At 63.0% G+C, this 16505-nt stretch carries 16 protein-coding genes and 1 tRNA gene; 1 reads left to right on the forward strand and 16 read right to left on the reverse strand.

Annotated elements, in window-relative coordinates; genetic code table 11:
- Positions 1-147: 147 nt before the first annotated feature.
- Positions 148-1095, reverse strand: a complete 948-nt coding sequence (miaA, locus tag P0D70_RS26950) for a tRNA (adenosine(37)-N6)-dimethylallyltransferase MiaA (RefSeq protein ID WP_091796659.1) — start codon at positions 1093-1095, stop codon at positions 148-150.
- Positions 1096-1129: 34 nt separating this feature from the next.
- On the reverse strand, positions 1130-3190 hold the full coding sequence (gene mutL, locus P0D70_RS26955; RefSeq protein WP_408186706.1) for a DNA mismatch repair endonuclease MutL: 2061 nt from the start codon (positions 3188-3190) through the stop codon (positions 1130-1132).
- 206 nt (positions 3191-3396) lie between these two features.
- On the opposite strand from mutL, the gene P0D70_RS26960 reads away from it, so the two are divergent.
- Positions 3397-4068, forward strand: coding sequence for a DedA family protein (locus P0D70_RS26960; RefSeq protein ID WP_091796657.1), 672 nt, complete (start codon positions 3397-3399; stop codon positions 4066-4068).
- Positions 4069-4229: 161 nt separating this feature from the next.
- Here P0D70_RS26960 and P0D70_RS26965 read toward each other — a convergent pair whose 3' ends face one another.
- From P0D70_RS26965 to ydfG, 14 genes are all read right to left on the reverse strand, one after another.
- Positions 4230-5042, reverse strand: a complete 813-nt coding sequence (locus tag P0D70_RS26965; RefSeq protein ID WP_091796656.1) for a mechanosensitive ion channel family protein — start codon at positions 5040-5042, stop codon at positions 4230-4232.
- 234 nt (positions 5043-5276) lie between these two features.
- Positions 5277-5651 (reverse strand): hypothetical protein, encoded by a 375-nt coding sequence (locus P0D70_RS26970; protein WP_408186707.1) that lies wholly within the window; start codon positions 5649-5651, stop codon positions 5277-5279.
- A gap of 312 nt (positions 5652-5963) precedes the next feature.
- On the reverse strand, positions 5964-7754 hold the full coding sequence (locus P0D70_RS26975) for a chloride channel protein (RefSeq protein ID WP_408186708.1): 1791 nt from the start codon (positions 7752-7754) through the stop codon (positions 5964-5966).
- Between the two features lie 48 nt (positions 7755-7802).
- Positions 7803-8216 (reverse strand): MarR family winged helix-turn-helix transcriptional regulator, encoded by a 414-nt coding sequence (locus P0D70_RS26980; protein WP_091796653.1) that lies wholly within the window; start codon positions 8214-8216, stop codon positions 7803-7805.
- A gap of 85 nt (positions 8217-8301) precedes the next feature.
- Positions 8302-9465: an HPP family protein gene (locus P0D70_RS26985; RefSeq protein WP_408186709.1), complete on the reverse strand. Its 1164-nt coding sequence runs from the start codon at positions 9463-9465 to the stop codon at positions 8302-8304.
- Between the two features lie 355 nt (positions 9466-9820).
- A tRNA-Lys gene (locus P0D70_RS26990) sits at positions 9821-9896 on the reverse strand.
- Between the two features lie 164 nt (positions 9897-10060).
- The gene (gene ybgF / locus P0D70_RS26995) at positions 10061-10810 is read right to left on the reverse strand and encodes a tol-pal system protein YbgF (RefSeq protein ID WP_408186731.1); all 750 of its coding nucleotides are present in this window, start codon (positions 10808-10810) and stop codon (positions 10061-10063) included.
- Positions 10811-10829: 19 nt separating this feature from the next.
- Positions 10830-11339: a peptidoglycan-associated lipoprotein Pal gene (gene pal, locus P0D70_RS27000; protein WP_408186710.1), complete on the reverse strand. Its 510-nt coding sequence runs from the start codon at positions 11337-11339 to the stop codon at positions 10830-10832.
- A 32-nt stretch (positions 11340-11371) separates the two neighbouring features.
- Positions 11372-12664, reverse strand: a complete 1293-nt coding sequence (tolB, locus tag P0D70_RS27005; RefSeq protein WP_091796650.1) for a Tol-Pal system beta propeller repeat protein TolB — start codon at positions 12662-12664, stop codon at positions 11372-11374.
- A 139-nt stretch (positions 12665-12803) separates the two neighbouring features.
- Positions 12804-13832: a cell envelope integrity protein TolA gene (gene tolA, locus P0D70_RS27010; RefSeq protein WP_408186711.1), complete on the reverse strand. Its 1029-nt coding sequence runs from the start codon at positions 13830-13832 to the stop codon at positions 12804-12806.
- On the reverse strand, positions 13829-14275 hold the full coding sequence (gene tolR, locus P0D70_RS27015; RefSeq protein ID WP_007179120.1) for a protein TolR: 447 nt from the start codon (positions 14273-14275) through the stop codon (positions 13829-13831). The genes tolA and tolR overlap by 4 nt, the downstream gene beginning before the upstream one ends.
- A gap of 10 nt (positions 14276-14285) precedes the next feature.
- A complete protein-coding gene (gene tolQ / locus P0D70_RS27020; RefSeq protein WP_007179119.1) occupies positions 14286-14963 on the reverse strand; it encodes a protein TolQ in 678 nt (225 codons plus the stop codon).
- A 155-nt stretch (positions 14964-15118) separates the two neighbouring features.
- Positions 15119-15598 carry a tol-pal system-associated acyl-CoA thioesterase gene (ybgC, locus tag P0D70_RS27025; RefSeq protein ID WP_408186712.1) on the reverse strand — a complete coding sequence of 160 codons (480 nt, stop codon included), beginning with the start codon at positions 15596-15598 and terminating at the stop codon, positions 15119-15121.
- 58 nt (positions 15599-15656) lie between these two features.
- Positions 15657-16403: a bifunctional NADP-dependent 3-hydroxy acid dehydrogenase/3-hydroxypropionate dehydrogenase YdfG gene (ydfG, locus tag P0D70_RS27030; RefSeq protein WP_408186713.1), complete on the reverse strand. Its 747-nt coding sequence runs from the start codon at positions 16401-16403 to the stop codon at positions 15657-15659.
- Positions 16404-16505: the final 102 nt, after the last annotated feature.

Below are 16505 nucleotides of genomic sequence, written 5' to 3' on the forward strand. Positions count from 1 at the left end.
GCTTGGTGGGGGGGGGGGCGCGCTTTGAGAGTGCGCCGCGCGGGTCCGACGCTGCAAGGCTCAATGCCTCAGATGCAACGCTTCACAGCCCAGCTTCACAGCCCCGCTTTGCAGCCCCGTCTTACAGCTCCGCTTCACAGCCACCCTTCACATCAACGCTTCAATCGCCTCAAGCACCCGCGCTGTCGCGTGTGGATCGCAGCAATCCACCACCACTCGTTCCGTCATGCTGCGCAGCCATGTGAGCTGCCGCTTGCACAATTGCCGCGTTGCGAAGACCCCCTTGTCGCGCATGGTCGAATAATCGACCGCGCCATCCAGATATTCCCAGACCTGCCGATAGCCCACGCAACGCATGGACGGCATCTCGGGCAATAAGTCGCCGCGCTCGCGCAACTTTACGACTTCATCGACGAAACCGCTGGCCAGCATCGCATCGAAGCGCTTCTCGATCCGCGCATGCAGCACACCACGATCCGACGGCTCCAGCGCGATCGGCACGAAGCGCCATGCGGCGGCGGCGTCATCCACTCGGGCCGGCGCGGCCAGCAAGGCGGACATGGCCTGCCCGGTCAGCATGTAAACTTCCAGCGCCCGCTGAATGCGCTGTGAATCGTTCGGTGCGAGGCGCGCGGCCGTCACGGGATCGATCGCGGCAAGCCGGGCGTGCATGGCCGGCCAACCCTCGCGTGCGGCGTCGGCATCGAGCGTGGCACGCAGGTCGGCGTCGGCGGCAGGCAGATCGTTGAGCCCCTGGGTGAGCGCCTTGTAGTACAGCATGGTTCCGCCGACCAGCACCGGCAAACGCCCGCGAGCGTGGATCTCACTGGTCAGCCGCAAGGTGTCGGCGCGAAATTGCGCGGCGGAGTAGGCGTCGGTCGGATCGACGATATCGATCAGATGATGCGGCGCCACCGCGCGCTCTTCAGCGGTTGGCTTGGCGGTGCCGATATCCATCTCGCGATAGACCAGCGCCGAATCGACACTGATGATTTCCACCGGACGCCGCGCGGCCAGCGCCAGCGCGGCGGCGGTCTTGCCGGACGCGGTCGGCCCGAGCAGGCACGGGACGGTCGTAGGTGTGCGTGAAGTCATAGGCTAGGCGGTCGCGTGTCGCGGCAGCGTCACGTCACTGACCACGCATGAACAGCCGATCGAGATCGGACAGCGTCAACTGATACCACGTAGGACGTCCGTGATTGCATTGATCGGCACGCTCGGTCGCCTCCATCTGACGCAGCAGCGCGTTCATTTCATCGAGCGTGAGGCGCCGGTTCGCACGCACCGCGTGATGGCACGCGAGCGTGCCGAGCAGTTCGTGCTGACGTTCGGTCAACACGCGCGAGCCGCCAAATGCATGCAGGTCGGAGAGGACCGCGCGCGCCAGCGCCTGCAAATCCGCGTCTTTTAGCAACGCCGGCACGGCGCGGATCGCGAGCGTGGTCGGTGACAGCACGGCGAGGTCGAAACCGAGTGCGTCGAGCGTGTCGCGCTCTTCTTCCACGGTGCCGATTTCGATCGGGTCGGCCTGCATCGACAGCGGGATCAGTAGCGGTTGCACGGCAATCGTGCGGTCCGCCAACGCGTTTTTGAACTGCTCGTACAGAATGCGCTCGTGCGCGGCGTGCATGTCGACGATCACCAGACCGTGCGCGTTCTGCGCCAGCACGTAGATGCCGTGGATCTGGCCGAGCGCGAAGCCGAGCGGTTGCTCGTCGGCGGCGTGGAAAGCGGGCGTGGAGTAGGGCGCAGACGCGTTGTACGGCGACGGCGTATCGCCGGCCGAATCGCGGACCTCGAAAAGCGTGGCGCCTTCCGCTGTGCCGGCATGCGTGTCTTTGCGGCCGAAGAGCGCGTCGTAGAACGCGAGCGGTTGGGCAACTGGCAGCGTGCCTTGCGTCATGCGGGCCTGGCGCATCCAGGTATTGCCGGACTGTGGCGACGATCCGAAGCCGCCTGATGTACCGCTTGATCCACCACCGAAACCGCTACCGAAGCCGCCTGCACCCGCACCGGGGCTGCCTCCGCCGATGCCCGCACCGCCGAGCGGCGTCGCGCCGAACGAAGCCGGCCCGCCAGCGGATGGCGCCAGATGCGCCGCATGCCCGCCCGCTGTCGTTTCCGGCGACGCGCCCGCGTGCCGCGCCAATGCGCGCTGCACGGCGTGGAACACGAACTGGTGGATCGAGCGCGAATCGCGAAACCGTACTTCGATTTTCGACGGATGCACGTTCACATCGACCGCTTCAGGCGGCAGATCGAGAAACAGCACATAGGACGGATAGCGCTCGCCGTGCAGCACGTCTTCATAGGCGGCGCGAACGGCGTGCGTGAGTAGCTTGTCGCGCACAAAGCGGCCATTGACGAAGAAGTACTGCTGATCGGCGCGCCCGCGGCTCGCGGTCGGCAGGCCTGCGCAACCGTAGACCGCCAGCGGGCCGGCGGATTCGTCGAGCGGCAGATGCGCCGTGGCAAACGTGTCGCCGAGAATCTTCGCGACCCGCACGGGCGGCTCGCTGGCGTTCCAGTGTTCGACGGCCTTGCCGTTATGCAGCACCGAAATCGCGACATCCGGCCGTGCCAGCGCCGCGCGGCGGATCTGTTCGAGGCAATGACCGAGTTCGGTCTGCTCGCTTTTCAGAAATTTGCGGCGCGCTGGCGTGTTGAAGTACAACTCGCGGACTTCGATCGTGGTGCCTTGCGTGCCCGCCGCGGGGCTCAGCACGCCGGTTTGCGCATCCACGCGCACCGCGTGCGACGCGTCGGCCGTGCGGCTCGTGATGGTCATCTGCGCGACAGATGCGATCGAGGCCAGCGCCTCGCCGCGGAACCCCAGCGTCGCGACGGCTTCCAGTTCGGCAAGCGAGCGGATTTTGCTGGTCGCGTGGCGCATCAACGCAAGAGCGAGTTCGTTCTCGGGGATGCCGCAGCCGTCGTCGGTGATCGAGATGCGCTTCACGCCGCCTTCGTCGAGCAGAATGCGCAGCGACTGCGCGCCCGCGTCGAGCGCGTTTTCCAGCAGTTCCTTGACGACCGACGCCGGTCGCTCGACCACTTCGCCGGCGGCAATCTGACTGATCAGCTGATCGGGAAGGGGCTGGATCGCGCGCAACGGGCGTGGTGCGGGCGCGGCGGCGGAAACCGCGGTCGCGGCGTCGAGGCCGGCAGGCGTTTCGGAGAATTCGGACATGGCGAAATTATAGCGATTCGGCGCGGCAGGCTCGCGGTGCGCTCGAGCGCACCGAAGCGCGGGAGATTTTTAATCGCCGCCGGGCACTTTCTGTATCATGACGCGGTCAATTTGCCGCGGCGAGTGAGCGTTTGCCGCCATCGCCAGCTGGTCTGCTCATACGGCCATTTCCGCCACCGTCACATTCGCTTAATAAAGGATTCTCTTTGGACACGTTGCTACATTTCGTCAACCTTGTCTTGCACATCGACAAGTTCCTCGGAGACTTTATTCACGTGTACGGCGCCTGGGTCTACGCGGTGCTGTTTCTGATCGTGTTCTGCGAAACCGGGCTCGTGATTCTGCCGTTTCTGCCGGGCGATTCGCTGCTGTTCATCGGCGGGGCTTTCTGTGCGACGGGAGAAATGAACATTGGCTTGCTGATCGTGTTGCTGCTCGTAGCGGCCATCAGCGGCAATACCGTCAACTACATGATCGGGCGGGCCATTGGGCCGCGGGTGTTCAATTCGCACATTCCTTTTCTCGAGCGCTTTCTCGATCGCAGCGCGCTGCAAAAGACGCACAACTTCTACGAGAAGCATGGCGGCAAGACTATCGTGCTGGCGCGTTTCATTCCGGTGGTGCGCACCTTCGCGCCGTTCGTTGCGGGTGCATCTGAAATGACGGTGAGCCGTTTTCAGTTGTTCAATTTTGCCGGCGCTTTTTTCTGGGTATTGCTGTTGACGTTGCTCGGTTATTTTTTCGGCAACATTCCGTTTATCCGTCAGTATCTGAATGTGATCGTGCTGGTGGGTATCGGTGCTGCGGTTGTACCGGTCGTGCTCGGCGCGTTGTGGAAGATGATGCGCAAGAACGCATCGAATGCGGGAAGCCGCTGAGGTTTTGCCGCAGGGCTAGCCCGATAAAAAACGGCGTCGCGAATCTCGCGACGCCGTTTTTGTTTGGTCTTTCTGAATCGCACGGAATTGACAATTAACAATTGGCAATGCGATTAATTGCGCCGTGTCAGCCGGTGGCGATTCTCGTCGCGCGGCAACACTCAGCTCACTGCACGCGGCGCCAGTGGCGTTTCCGGCGTCGGGTAGCCGGCTTCCTTGAACGTCTGGATGATCGCGCGGTTGGTGTCGAAGTAGACCTGCCAATAGCTCTCATTGTGCGTGTAGGGCCGCACGCAGAGCAGGGGGCCTTCCGGCGTGAAGCCCAGCACTTCGATGTCCGGCGCGGGACTCTCGGCCACGTTCGGAATTTGCGTGACAGCCGCCTTCAGCCGGTTCATCGCATCCGTCGGATCGACGCCATTGGCGATCTTCGCTGTCAGCTCGACGCGGCGCACGGGCAAGAGGCTGTAGTTCGAGATCGTGTCGGAAAATATCTTGTTATTGCCGACGATAGTCGTCACATTGTCCGGCGTCACGATGGTGGTGCCGAACAGACCCAACTCCGAGACCGTGCCGGTCACGCCGCCCGCGGTGACGAAATCGCCGACCTTGAACGGCCGCAGCACCTGCATGAATACGCCCGCGGCGAAGTGGGCAAGCAGGCCGCCCCAAGCGGTGCCAATCGCAAGGCCGAGGCCGGCGAGCAGCGCGGCGAACGAAGTGGTCTGTACACCGAATACCTGAAGGATCGCGAGGATCAGCAGCAGATTCAGCAGTGCGCCGAGAATCGAGCCGAGATAATGCGCCAGCGTGGGATCGACCCGTCCATTGCGCGCCAGCACCTTGCGCAGCAGGCCAATGATCAGGCCGATGAGCCAACGGCCGACGATCCACAGGACGATCGCCCCGACGACCTTGGTGCCGAGGTCGATGCCCCGGGTCATGATGAAGACGCGAACGGTTTCGAGATCCAAGATGTTCCTCGTTGGGTAAGTTGCCTTCGACTGATTGAACAGCGGTGGTGCAATACAGCGGCAAATGCCCGGCGACGGGCGCAAACGGTAACACTCGGTGTTCGGAAGTTATAGGCGACGGCGCGCGCATCCGCAAGGACCGTTCCAGTTCCCTGATGGCTCGTCCGGGCTTGTCTGGCGGGAGAAGTCGGCCGCTTTGGCGGACGCGTTCGCAGCGATTGTGATTGGTGCGCGCTACATCGGCAGATGCGATTTCGAATACGGCGACGTTTGAATGACAAGGGGTGCGCCTGTACTGACTTTCGCGAAGTGCGAGCGGTGTGCCACATGGCGCCAGGCGAGCGCGACGATGATCGCGAGCCAGTATGCGCAGGCGCGCTCGAAGAACGCTATCGATGTGCTGAGGTGGCCATAGCGGCTCTGCGAGTCGGCGAACACCAGGAAGGTCAGCGCGGCATCGAGCAGGAACGCGACACACGCCAACGCGCCGAAAATGTGTGAACCATCGAGCGACGCGCCAGGTATGCGGCGGTTGCACAGATGACAGGCGGCCAGCACGAAAGCCAGCAGAGCCAGGTTCGAGAGGAGATCGAACAGAAAATTGGTCATATGGGTGGAATGAAAGCGCGGGGCTGCGGTGTTGCCAAAGCGTCTGCTTACGCAGAGTCACAGCGTGTCTTGCTGGACCGGCGGCGATCATTGCACGTCTTTATGTCTCAATAAATGTTCAGGTTCGGAGTCCGTTGTTTCCTGGCTGAGTCGAGAAATTGGCTACGGAAAATGCCGGTGGAGTCGCGCGAAATGGCGGCAAAGGCTGTCGGAAATATCCTTTGATCACGTGTTCCCGCGTAGTTAGACATTGCCTCGCCTCATTGCAGTCTCTCTCGATCGACACGCGCTTCGCAAGCCACGCTAACCGGCTCAGCGAAGCGGCGAAAGGCGTCGCTTCGCGGCACGCGTACCCAGACGCCGGAAGCGCTCCTTCTTATGCTCTTCTTCGAAGTGGGCAAGCGACGGTTTCACCAGATCGCTGCGCGATACGATGCCGATGAGTCGCCGCGTGTTGACGTCGTCCACGACGGGCATGCGCTCCAGACCGTGAACGGCGAGCCGTGTTGCGACGAGGCGGCAGGTTTCGCCCGGCAATGCGACCACGGGTGTGTGCGTTCCCATCAGTTCAAGCAGCGTTGCCGCGGCGTGCTTGATGTCGCGAGCGGCACTCATGCGCTCAAGGGTCGCGCGGTCGATAACCCCAGTAACCGCGCCGTCCCGAATCACCGGATAGGCTCGATGCTTTTGCGCCGGGCCGAAGTGTCGTGCAAGCGTTTCGTCGATAGTCGCGTGTGCGTCGATCGTTTCGACGTCACGCGTCATGACCTCGTCGACGTAGTGGCGCTCCAACGGATCGACACCATATTCGCGGTAGATGTGATATCCACGACGCGCGATTTTTTCCGTCATGATCGAGCGGCGCATCACGACTGTGGCAAAGCCGTGCGCGACCAGCGTGGCGGCGAGTAGCGGCAATAGCGCGTTGCTGTCATGGGTCAGGCCGAACGCGAACACGATTGCGGTGAGCGGAGCGCCCAAGGTCGCGCCGAGCGTGGCTGCCATGCACACGAGCGGCCACAGCGCCGGGTCGTTGCCCGGCATCAGATGGCTCAACACTACGCCGAGACCGGCGCCCAGCATCAGCAGCGGCGCAAGCACCCCGCCCGAGGTGCCCGAGCCGAGCGCGACGACCCACATGACGGCCTTCACGAGCAGTAGCGCGAGCGCAACCTGAAGCGCCAGATGCAGATGCAGCAGGTCGCCGATGACGTCGTAGCCGACACCCAGCGCGCGCGGCTCGATAAAGCCGCCAATTCCGACGACGAGTCCGCCGAGCGCGGGCCACCACATCCAATGGATATTGAGTTTGCCGAACAGATCTTCGGTCTTGTAGAGCGCGGCGGAGAGGCCCGTTGCCAGCGCGCCTGACAGTAAGCCGGCGATCACGCAGGTGAACAGCGACAACGCGCCGGGCGGCGCCGTTTCGAGCGGAAACAGCGGCCCCGCGCCGAACAGTGCGCCGCGCGCGAAGCCTGCCACCGCGCAGGCGAGTGCGACCGGCAAGAAACTGCGTGGCCGCCATTCGAACAACAGCAACTCGACCGCGAGCAGCACTGCCGCGACCGGCGTGCCGAACACCGCGGTCATGCCGGCTGCGGCGCCGGCGACCAGCAGCGTTTTACGCTCCGCCGCGCTCACGCGCACGCACTGCGCGATCAACGAACCCAAAGCGCCGCCCGTCATGATGATGGGACCTTCCGCGCCGAACGGCCCGCCGCTGCCGATCACGATGCCGGATGACAGCGGCTTGAGGATCGCCACCTTCGGCGACATACGGCTCTTGCCGAACAGGATCGCTTCGATGGCTTCCGGAATGCCGTGGCCGCGAATCTTCTCCGAGCCGTAGCGCGCCATCAGGCCGACGATCAGGCCGCCCGCCACCGGCACCAGCACGACCCAGATGCCTAACGTGTTGTGCGCTGGCGATCGATCCGCGAAGGAAAGCGTGCCGAAGAAAAACAGGTTCGTGAACAGGTGGATCAGATTCAGCAGTACGAAAGCCGCCGCCGTACTGATCACGCCGATGCACGCCGCCAGCAAGGCGATGCCGGGCAGGCGGCGGTTTTCGGCGAAGTCGCGCTTGTGGGTGTCGGCTGTCATGATCGGGGCGAGATTGAGGTGAGTGGGCAGTGAGCGGCGTGCCGCGGACTAAAGATCGATTTGCGGCACGTTGAACGCGCCTTCGAGCGACTTCAATTCGGCACGGTGCAGCGCGGCCAGTTTGGCCAGGGTCTTTTCGCCGGGCTTTTGCAGGTGGACTTCCACCTGGCGGCGATCGGTCTCGCTGACCTTGCGTTTGACGAGGCCGAGCGCTTCGCATCGCGATACCAGTGCCACGACACCGTGATGCTGGGCTTGCAGCCGTTCGGCCAATTCGCCGATGGTCGCCCAGTCCCGCTGCGGATAGCCTTTGATGTGTAGAAGCAGCAGATATTGCAAAGGCGTGATGCCTTCGGTTTGGGCGGCCTGTTCGGAGAAGCGTTCGAATCTGCGCATTTGATAGCGGAACTCGGACAACTGCTCGAAATCGGACTTTTCCAGTTCGCGGCGTGGGGTTTTCATTGAAGCGTGGCTTTATCGGGAAATGCCATTTATATCACAACGTGATGTATTTGGGCGTGACGATGGCGCAAGTCGAGACGGGCTGTCAGGCCGCGCGCTGCGACGCTTGCTGTGGCATGCGAGGCTGGCGGTATAAACCGGAGATCAGATTTGCCTGAGTCACCATCCCCGCGAGTTCTCTTGTCTGGCTGTCCAGCACTGGAATGTGGTGGTGTCCAAAGTCAGCGAATAGCGGCACCAGGTCCGCGATGGGCGTGGTGGTGTCGACCGTGCGGACGGGAGTTGTCATCAGCGTGCCGACGGTCGGTTCTTTCGCGCGGCGCCGGCCGAACAACCGGTGTCGAAGCCGTGTGAAAACGCCCGTTTGCCGGCCGCTGCCAAGATCGGCCCGCGTGACGATACCGATCACGTGCCGCTCTTCGTTCGTGACCGGCAGCGCCTTGATGCCGTGACGTTGCAGGATGCTCCACGCAGTCGTTGCGCGCGTCTGCGCCGACACGGCGATCACGTTGCGCGACATGATGTTCGCGCAGGTGATCTCGTCGAAGCTGCGCGCGTAGGTTTGCAACTGCAAGGCGCGCAGCAGGGATTCCAGATCGTCAGGTGCGATGTCGAGCAGTTCGCTTTGCCGCCTGAGCACGGCGTCGAGATCCGCACGCGTGAAGCCGGGCCGCGGCTGAGCGTCCGGATCTGATTTGCTAGCGCCTGGCCGTGCCGAATGGGGATAACGGTGGCCAGTGATCGCGTGATACACGATTGCGGCGCCGAGGAGCGCCGCGGACTGAAGCGCGATCGGCTCGAGCACGAAGCGGTAGCCGAGCGCATGCACGGCCGGTCCGCCCAGCACGGCCGTGAGCGCGACCGCTCCGGATGGCGGATGCACGCAGCGCAGCACGAACATGGCGCAGATCGCGGCGGCGACGGCGACGGGAGCCGCGTGCAGCGGATCGCCGATCCAGCTTGCACAGGCAACGCCGACAGTCGCCGAAACAAGGTTGCCGCCGATGATGGACCACGGTTGCGCAAGCGGACTCGCCGGCACCGCGAACAGCAGCACGGCCGATGCGCCCATGGGCGCCACCAGCAACGGGATATTGCCGCCCGAACCCAGCAGCAGATGCGTGATGGCGGCGGTGAACGCAATGCCTATCAATGCACCGACGCACGAACGCAAACGCTCCCTCCACGCGAGAGCGACGGGCGGCGGTGCGAGGCGGGCGAGCCAGCGGTTGAGGGTAGGGCGGGGCAAGGTCGGTTGCGTTGGGTGAGGTTTGTGGGCTGGCGCGAGGGTTTCAGTGGATGGGCAGCGGGGCTGCGGTGGGTGAGATTATATGTGATTGTGATATAAATTGGCGCGAGGGTAGTTGTGTGGATTGACGGGCAGTGTAAGTGACTGGTCATCACAGGCCGGGGCGCGGCGGGTTTCGCGTCATGGGGCTGAGACCGGAAGTGATGGTCGGAAAGACGGGGGAGGGGCAGAAGGGGGGCGGTGCGGAAACCCTAAATGCCGACCGCGGCGCAACGCGGGGACGCATAGCGTAAAGAAACCGTGCCGCAAAAAGAAAAGGGCTCGCACGCTGACGCGTGCAAGCCCTTGAATCTTTTGGTAGGCCGTACGGGATTCGAACCTGTGACCAACGGATTAAAAGTCCGCTGCTCTACCAGCTGAGCTAACGACCCAAAAGAGAGCGAAATTATAGCGATAGCCCCGGTGAGCTGTCAACCCATCGAGCCTACGTAAGCAATCACCACTTCAGATAGTGAAAAGCCCAGGTATCACTACCCGGGCTTTTCAGCGAGAGGCGCGCGTGGCTATGACTTCGGACACTGCGCGTTACTGCCAGCTATTTGATCTGCGAGAGCTTGCTCTGGGCCGATTGCGCGACGTCCGAGCCGCCGTACTGCGCGACGATCTGCTCCAGCGTCTTCTTGGCCGCGGCCTTCTGACCCTGCTCGAGCTGATTGTTCGCAATCGCCAACAATGCTTCAGGCGCACGCGGATGCTGCGGATATTTCTGCACCACACCTTGCCAGGTCGCCGTCGAGCCCTTGTAGTCGCGCAACGCATACAACGCGTTGCCCAGCCAGTACTGCGCGGTCGGCTGGTAAGGGCTGTTCGGAAACTTGGAGATGAAGGTGCGGAACGACGCCGCCGCATTCTTGAAGTCGCCGTTGCGGAATTGCTGCGAAGCCGCGTTGAACGACTCGGTCTCACCCGGCTGCACCTCGCCCTGGACGCCGTCCACCGTTTGCTGCTGCGGCTCGAATTTCTTCAGGCGCGTATCCAGATCGGTGTAGTAGTCCTTTTGCTGCTTTTGCAGCGTGACGAGCTGATTGCCCATGTCCTCGTTCTGTCCACGCAACGTCGCGACCTGCTGATTGAGCTGGTCGAGACGATTGGACTGATCGAGGATCGTGCGTTGCGCGGCCGACAACTGACTCGACAGGCTATCGGTCTTCGAGCGCAGATCGAGAATGGCCTGACGGGCCTGATCGTCGTCGAAGATGCCCGCATGCGCGGGCACAGCCGTGAAGGCCGTGCCTGCGACGCAGGCCGCTGCGGCAAACCGCAGCCAGGAGAAACGATGCGTCATTCGGCTCATCACCCGTTACTTACTGTTGGTATACGAGGTCGGCGCGGCGGTTTTGTGCCCACGACGATTCGTCATGACCCGTAGCTTGCGGCTTTTCCTTGCCGAGGCTCACGGCTTCCATTTGCGAGTCCGTCACGCCCATCAGCGACAGCGAACGGCGCACAGCTTCAGCACGCTTCTGGCCGAGTGCCAGGTTGTACTCGCTGGTGCCGCGTTCGTCGGTGTTGCCCTGGATCAGCACGTGGCGTTGCGGATGGCTCTTCAGGTATTGCGCGTGTTGTTGCAGCAGCGATTGGTAGTCGTCCTTCACCGAGTAGCTGTCGAAGTCGAAGTAGATGCTGCGCTTGGCGAGCGGGCTATTCGGATCGTTCAGCGGGTCGACGTTGACCGTCGCGACATCGTTCGGGTTCGGCTGTGCCGAGGACGTGCCACCCTTGTTAGCGTTTTCGTCGAGCTTGACGCCCGAGTGACATGCGGCCAGCGCACCGACCATCAATACAGCAAAAGCGAAGCGAAGTTTTGACATCATTTGGTTACTCTCCTTGTGTTATTGCATAAACGTTATTGCATAAACGGGCCCCAGGACGGCTCGCGGACGCTGCCACCCTGAACGGACAGGACCTGCCGAGTGCGACCGTCGGTCGATACTGCGGCCAACACGCCACGGCCGTTCACCTGTGTGGCGTAAAGAATGTACTGACCGTTCGCCGCGAAGCTCGGCGATTCGTCATGTGTCGTGTCCGTCAGGCCTGTGGCGGTGTTGCCTTGCAGGTCCTGGATATAAAGCTTGAAGCCGCCGCCGACGCGCGAGATATAAGCGAGCTGTTTGCCGTCCGGGCTCACGCGCGGGCTGGTGTTGTAGCTGCCCGTGAACGTGACGCGCTGTGCGGCGCCGGCGTTTTCGCCTTGGGCCGACATCTTGTAGATCTGCGGCTGGCCGCCACGGTCGCTGGTGAAATAGATCGACTGGCCGTCAGGCGAGAAGCACGGTTCGGTGTCGATCGAGCTGCCTTGCGTGAGACGGCGCAGGCCGCTGCCGTCTGCATTGACGGCGAAAATCTGCGTGTTGCCGGTGCGCGAGAGCGCGACCGCCAGCGTACGCCCGTCCGGCGACCACGCCGGCGCACTGTTATTGCCCTTCTGGTCCGACACCACGATGCGGCGGCCCGTGGGCAGATCGTGAATGTAGACGATCGGCTTTTTCTTTTCGAACGAAACGTAAGCGACCTTGGTGCCGTCAGGCGACCATGCCGGCGAGATGATCGGCTCGGGGCTCGACAGCGCGATGTGCGCGTCCTGGCCGTCCGAATCGGAGATCTGCAACTGATAACGGCCGCCCGTCTTGATGACGTACGACAGGCGCGTGGCGAACACGCCGCGGCCGCCCATGAGCTTCGCGTAGATGTAGTCCGCAACCTTGTGCGCGCTCATGCGCAAGCCGCTTTCCGGGCTCACCAGCACGAGGCCGCCGAGGCTTTCGCCCTTGACGGTGTCGTATAGCTTGAAGCGCACTTCATATTGACCGTTCGGCAGGCGGTTCACGCTGCCCGACACGAACGCGTTGGCGCCCTTGGCCTTCCAGCTGCCGAGGTCGACGGAATCCGTTTCGGCGACCGGGGTGGAGCCCGCGTCGATGTTAGTGAATTTGCCGCTGCGCTGCAGATCCTGACGCACGATCGTGCTGACCTGCTGCGGCGAGTTCGCTTCATTGGCGAAATTCGCCGTTGCGATCGGAAACTGGGTGGACCCGACGCCCGTGACGAGGACGTTGAGTTGTGCGTTGGCGGCGCCACCGACGGCGATCAGGCACGACGCTACAAGTGTCCGCAGGCCTAGCTTGGTCATCAAACTCATGCTGTATGGATTCCCCAAAAACGGTTTTACTAACGCTTCAAGACAGCAGACAGACCCGAAAACAACTAATTCGTTCCCGAGCGCGCCCCGATGGGCGGGGCGCTGCGTTTGCTGTCGACTGACTGTCGAACTGCTGCAATCAACCGGCCGGGCGCAACGTAATCAGGAAGCTGGTCGGTGTCTTGCCATTGATGTCCTGAGGCATCGGATCAGTGCGCTGGACGGCCCGCAGCGCCGCGTCGTCCCACGCTGCGTTGCCGCTGCTGCGTGAAATCGTTGCGCCAAGCAAGGTGCCCGTCGGCGAGCAGCGCACGGAGACGACCGTCTCCAGGCCGCTGGTCTCACCGCCCCACGTGATGTTCGGGCGCACTGCGCGACGCACCTTGTCCGAGTAGCCCGGCGAGGTCGCCGTGCCACCCGAGCCGCTGCCCGTGCCGTTCTTTCCGAGGCCATCGCTGGTGGTCGAGCCGGTGCCGCCGGTCGCGAGGCCTTGCATCTGCGCGAGGCGTGCGCGACGTTCCGCATCCAGTTTCTTCGCTTGCGCCGCCGCGTCGGCTTGCGCTTTGGCCTTCGCGGCTTTCTGCGCGTCGGCCTTCTTCTGCGCTTCAGCCTCGGCTTGCTTTTGCTGTTCCTGCTGCTGTTCCTTCAACTGCTGTTGCTTTTGCTGCTCGGCCAATTGCTGTTGCTTCAGCTTGTTGGCCTCCTGCTGTTGCTGCTGTTGTTTCTGTTTCGCTGCGGCAGCCTTTTGTGCCGCGAGTTGCGCTGTCTGTTCGGCCGCCAGTTGCTGCTGTCGCTTCGCTTCAGCTTCCTGCTGGGCCTGCAGCTTCTGCTGACGTTGCTGCTCGGCCAACTGAGCCTGGCGAGCCGCCTCCTGTTGCTGGCGCTTCTTTTCCTGCAGCGCGATGTCGGCCTGCTCGTCGCGCACCGGCGGGGCAGGGGCGACCGGCACGGGCGCGGGCGGTGGCGGGACGGGACGCGGGATCACCGCGTCGGGCACTTCGGTCCACAGTTCCGCTTCAGCGCCCTCAGGCGTACTGTTTTGCCACTGAATGCCGTGATACAGGAAGAATCCGAGCAGCGCGTGCATCACCAGCGCGAACGCAAAGGCTCGCCCGGTGCCGCGTTCACGCGGTGGCTGGAGCGGGTATTCGGAGTTCTTGCGGATCATTGCGATTTGACGAGCAATCCAACGCGCTTGACGCCGCGAGCCTTGAGCTCGGACATCACGTTCATCACGACTTCGTACTTCACGGTCTTGTCGGCGGCGATGACGACCGGCTGATCCGGGTGCGATTGCGCGCGCTCGGCGATAAAGCCGTTCAGATCGGCCTTGGTCATGTCTTCCTGCTGCTGCGCACCCGAATCGTCCTTGTATTTGACGCTCATGTTGCCGTCCGCGCGAATGTTCACGATGACGGGCGGCGTTTGCTGCTGCGGCGCCGCGCCACCGACTGTCGGCAGATTGACGATCGACGGCGCGACGAGCGGCGCGGTCACCATGAAGATCACGAGCAGCACGAGCATTACGTCGATATACGGCACGACGTTGATGTCGGCCATCGCGCGGCGCGAGCGGCTGCCGCGCATGCTGGAGGAGCGAGAGCCTGCCATCGTGGACTCCTTACTGTGCCTGACGCTGCAGGATGTTCGAGAATTCTTCGATAAAGGTCTCGAAGCGGATCGCCAGACGGTCGATGTCGTGCGCGTAGCGATTGTAGGCAACCACGGCCGGAATCGCAGCGAACAGGCCAATTGCGGTAGCCGTCAGCGCTTCGGCGATGCCCGGCGCGACATTCGCCAGGGTGGCCTGCTGCACGTTGGCGAGGCCGCGGAACGCGTTCATGATCCCCCACACCGTGCCGAACAGACCGATATACGGGCTGACCGAGCCGACCGACGCGAGAAACGCGAGATTGGCTTCGAGCACGTCCATTTCACGCTGGAACGCGGCACGCATGGCACGCCGCGCGCCGTCGAGAATCGCGCCCGGATCGTTCAGACGCTTTTCCTTGCCCTTCAGGAATTCGCGCATGCCGGACTCGAAAATCCGCTCCAGGGCGCCGATCGTGTGGCGGTTGTTCGCGGCACTTTGATAAAGCGCCTGCAGGTCGCCACCCGACCAGAAATCGCGTTCGAAACGTTCAGTCTGCGCGCGCGCCCGACGGATCGCAAACCACTTGCGGAAGATGAAGGTCCACGACAACAGCGACAACAGCAGCAACAGGGCCATGACGGCCTGCGCCAGCAGGCTCGCATTGAGTACGAGGGAAACGATCGACAGATCTTGTGTAGTGTTCATAAAGGTTCGTTTTAACGTCCCGGAAGGGGGCGTCCGGCTGCAAGGCCGCTCGAAGCTTGCCGTGAGCAAAACGGAAGCATCGGCGATATTGCAAGCCGAACCATGCTTTGTGTTGCTTGATCGTTACGAGTTCACTGGCCCCGTAACAACGGGGTTCAGTCATTGTCCGTTGACACGCCGCTGTCGCTCACGCCCGGACCGCGCCGCAAGGCGGCGAGAACCGGCGGAGGAATCGCGGCCGGCCGCAGCGCGATGCGGTCCACGCAGCCGACCCGGATGGAACCGGTAGCAAGCAGCGTGCCGTCGCGCCACGCTTCCTGCGCGAAATCGACCGAAGCGCGGCCGAGACGCTCGATCCGGCTGACTACGTTGACGACATCGTCGAGCCGGGCCGGCGCCCGGTAATCGACCGCGGTGCTGCGGACGATGAAAATTGCCCCCGACTCTTCCGCGAGCCGATTCTGGTCGACGCCGCACGCGCGCAGCCATTCGGTGCGCGCCCGTTCGAAAAATTTCAGGTAGTTCGCGTAAAACACGATGCCGCCGGCGTCGGTATCTTCGTAGTACACGCGGATGGGCCACGTATAGCCGATTTCCGTGCCGGGCTGGCTGGTCGACATATTCATGCGGCGCATTTTACCGGAACGCACACCCCAAGGTCTGTTTCAAGATGTGCGCCCCGTCTGGCGGGCGTTAGCCGCGATGAACGGACAACGCGGAGAACGATTGCGCCACCGGCATCAGCTCGATCGTGTTGATATTGACGTGCGCCGGGCGCGTGGCGATCCAGTAGATCGAGTCCGCGATGTCTTCGGGTGTGAGCGGTTGCACGTTTTCGTACATTTTGGCGGCTTTGTTGTCGTCGCCGCGAAACCGGACGTTCGAGAACTCGGTGCCGCCGCACAGGCCAGGTTCGACGTTCGTCACCCGCAGCGCAGTGCCGGCCACATCGGCGCGCAGATTCAGGCTGAACTGATGCACGAACGCTTTGGTGGCCCCGTAGACGTTGCCGCCCGCGTACGGCCAGCTGCCGGCTGCCGAGCCCAGATTGAAAATGTGGCCGCGGTTGCGCTCGACCATGCCGGGCAGGAGGGCGTGCGTGACTTGAACAAGACCCGTGCAATTGGTCTCGATCATGGTGTTCCACTCGTCGAGACTCGCTTTCTGCGCCGGTTCGATGCCGAGTGCGAGGCCGGCGTTGTTGACCAGCACGTCGATTGCGGCGAATTCCGCCGGCAGCGAGGCAGGAACGGCCTCGACGGCGGCGCGGTCGCGTACGTCGAGTTCAAACGGCAGAAGCGCGTCGCCGAGTTCATCGGCGAGTGCCTGCAGACGGTCCTTGCGGCGAGCTGTGGCGACCACACGATGGCCGCCCTTGACGAAGGCGCGAGCGATAGCGGCGCCGAATCCCGCGGACGCTCCGGTGACGAACACGATCATTGCTGTGATTCCCTGGCTGGTAGGAGAGAAAGGCCCCAAGCCTACTTCCATTGCCGCGCTGCGGCAAGGGTAAACCAGCCGTACGAGAGGCTTTGGAAGGGA

The organism is Paraburkholderia sp. RL17-381-BIF-C (assembly GCF_046026435.1).
GTDB lineage: Bacteria > Pseudomonadota > Gammaproteobacteria > Burkholderiales > Burkholderiaceae > Paraburkholderia.

Coding starts and splice junctions, on each gene's coding strand:
- miaA (WP_091796659.1), bottom strand. CDS start 1,095: ATGACTTCACGCACACCTACGACCGTCCCGTGCCTGCTCGGGCCGACC.
- mutL (WP_408186706.1), bottom strand. CDS start 3,190: ATGTCCGAATTCTCCGAAACGCCTGCCGGCCTCGACGCCGCGACCGCG.
- P0D70_RS26970 (WP_408186707.1), bottom strand. CDS start 5,651: ATGACCAATTTTCTGTTCGATCTCCTCTCGAACCTGGCTCTGCTGGCT.
- P0D70_RS26975 (WP_408186708.1), bottom strand. CDS start 7,754: ATGACAGCCGACACCCACAAGCGCGACTTCGCCGAAAACCGCCGCCTG.
- P0D70_RS26980 (WP_091796653.1), bottom strand. CDS start 8,216: ATGAAAACCCCACGCCGCGAACTGGAAAAGTCCGATTTCGAGCAGTTG.
- ybgF (WP_408186731.1), bottom strand. CDS start 10,810: ATGACGCATCGTTTCTCCTGGCTGCGGTTTGCCGCAGCGGCCTGCGTC.
- pal (WP_408186710.1), bottom strand. CDS start 11,339: ATGATGTCAAAACTTCGCTTCGCTTTTGCTGTATTGATGGTCGGTGCG.
- tolB (WP_091796650.1), bottom strand. CDS start 12,664: ATGAGTTTGATGACCAAGCTAGGCCTGCGGACACTTGTAGCGTCGTGC.
- tolA (WP_408186711.1), bottom strand. CDS start 13,832: ATGATCCGCAAGAACTCCGAATACCCGCTCCAGCCACCGCGTGAACGC.
- tolR (WP_007179120.1), bottom strand. CDS start 14,275: ATGGCAGGCTCTCGCTCCTCCAGCATGCGCGGCAGCCGCTCGCGCCGC.
- tolQ (WP_007179119.1), bottom strand. CDS start 14,963: ATGAACACTACACAAGATCTGTCGATCGTTTCCCTCGTACTCAATGCG.
- ybgC (WP_408186712.1), bottom strand. CDS start 15,598: ATGCGCCGCATGAATATGTCGACCAGCCAGCCCGGCACGGAAATCGGC.
- ydfG (WP_408186713.1), bottom strand. CDS start 16,403: ATGATCGTGTTCGTCACCGGAGCGTCCGCGGGATTCGGCGCCGCTATC.